Here is a 1,826-nt window from a genome sequence, read left to right on the forward strand (position 1 = left end):
CACCAGAAACCCACCACGACAGAGTTTGTCGGCATCGCCCCACCCTCACGGTTTAGCAGGCCCGGCACACGCCAAAGCCCGCCGTAGCGGGTGATTAAGAATTGCTCGTTCAGCGCAATCGAATTATCCCGCTGCCTTTGCAGACGTCACTCCCTCACACTTGAACCATCAACTGAAGGAGACACATCATGCATACACGTAGCGAACAGATGGCTGACTATATTGCCGATCGTCTCGAGTTCATCACCTTCCTCGCCTGTTGCAGCGCCCTGCTGGCCCTGCTGACCGGCATGAGTGGCCAACAGGCACTGGCCTTTACCGCCCTGAATCTGCCGTTTGGCCTCGGTATTCTGCTGGCGATGGCGATGCTGGCCCCGCTGCCCGCCCACTGGCGGCTGCCAGGCATCACCTTGCTGCTGGCAGGTTGCGCCCTGATGACCCTGCAACTGGGGGGCGAGTGGCTCAATCCGCTGGCCATCTGGAGCCTCTACGCCCTGCTCGGGCTGGAGATCATCTGGCAAGCTCGCCCCCGCGCCGTGCTAGCCACCCGCGCTCGCCAATAATAGGGCTGACCAGCGCCGGTAAACGGCGGGCTGTGATGGCTGACGCCGGTGGCAAATTGGGGTACTCTTGCGCCCCCATTTGCCACCACACTTGGCATTAACAACCTTCGCCATCACGCCCAGGAGCGCCCCGATGAAAAAAGCCTGTGCCCAGCACATTCTGGTCAAGACCGAAAAACAGTGTATGGAGATCAAGGAGAAGATCGAGAAGGGAGCCGACTTCGGCCAGATGGCCAAGCGCTTCTCCACCTGCGCCTCTGCAAAACGTAGCGGCGATCTGGGGGAGTTCAATAAAGGGGATATGGTCAAGCCCTTCGACGATGCCGTATTCAAGGGCGAACTGCTCAAGGTACTGGGGCCGGTGCGCACCAAGTTCGGCTTCCATCTGATCAAAGTGCTCTATCGCAATTAAACCATCGCAACTGACCATTCTCTCGGTGAAGCTCGCATCAGGCGGGCTTCACCGACCTCTGCATCCCCCCTCGCAAAACTGGCTGAAACAACGCCAAACTCGCATCAATTTACTAACGTTATCAGACAATTAAGTTTATCCTTCTCGGCATTGTCCACATTCGACGATGGATCCCGTGCTATGCCCCGCTCTTGCTTGTGGCCCCTGCTGGCCTGGTTACTCCCGCTCGCTGGCGCCCTCGGCAGCCGCTTCCATCTCTGGCCCTGGTGGATAGGTTTTGCGATCTGTCTCATCGGAGCGCTTGTCTCCCTTATCCTGCTGGTGCGCCTGCCCTGGAGCCGCAACCGCTACGCCAACGGCTTTGGCGCCTTGCCGCTGTTGCTGCCGCTGCTCTTTGTGGTGCAGGCGCTGCGCATGCCGCTGATCAACGATGTGAGTACCGATCCCTACAATCCCCCCCTGCTGCGCTGGGCGGCGGAGCTTAGAACCGAGCAGGATCTGCCAATTAATAGCGCCCCGCTGAAAGCAGTTGAGGCAAAACCCGGTCCTCTCTTTACCAGGGCCTCCCCTGCCGAAGTGGTGATTGAAGCCAGCGAACTGATGCAGGAGCTGGGCTGGCAGGTACGACCGAGCCCGGATGGTCTGGATGCAGTGGTCACCACCGGCTGGTTCGGCTTTCAGGATGATGTGGCGCTGCGGGTCTTTGCCGGCCCGAAAGAGACTCGCATCGATATGCGATCGGCCTCCCGTCAGGGGCGCAGCGACTTGGGTACCAACCGGGCGCGGATCGAGGATTTTCTGATCCGCCTGAACGAGCGACTCGGTCAGGCCTACAAACCCAATTTGAAACC

General features: G+C 59.5%; 3 protein-coding genes. All 3 read left to right on the plus strand.

All coding sequences use genetic code 11. The features are described 5' to 3' along the window. Window positions 1-188 precede the first annotated feature (188 nt). Window positions 189-563, plus strand: coding sequence for a hypothetical protein (locus tag OKC31_RS21510; RefSeq protein WP_270657741.1), 375 nt, complete (start codon window positions 189-191; stop codon window positions 561-563). 133 nt (window positions 564-696) lie between these two features. Beyond that, the gene (locus OKC31_RS21515; protein ID WP_042657102.1) at window positions 697-975 is read left to right on the plus strand and encodes a peptidylprolyl isomerase; all 279 of its coding nucleotides are present in this window, start codon (window positions 697-699) and stop codon (window positions 973-975) included. 180 nt (window positions 976-1,155) lie between these two features. Next, on the plus strand, window positions 1,156-1,826 hold a 671-nt coding region (locus OKC31_RS21520; protein ID WP_042657101.1), incomplete at its 3' end, for a DUF1499 domain-containing protein.

This window comes from Aeromonas sp. Y293-4, from assembly GCF_027705905.1.
GTDB lineage: Bacteria > Pseudomonadota > Gammaproteobacteria > Enterobacterales > Aeromonadaceae > Aeromonas > Aeromonas veronii.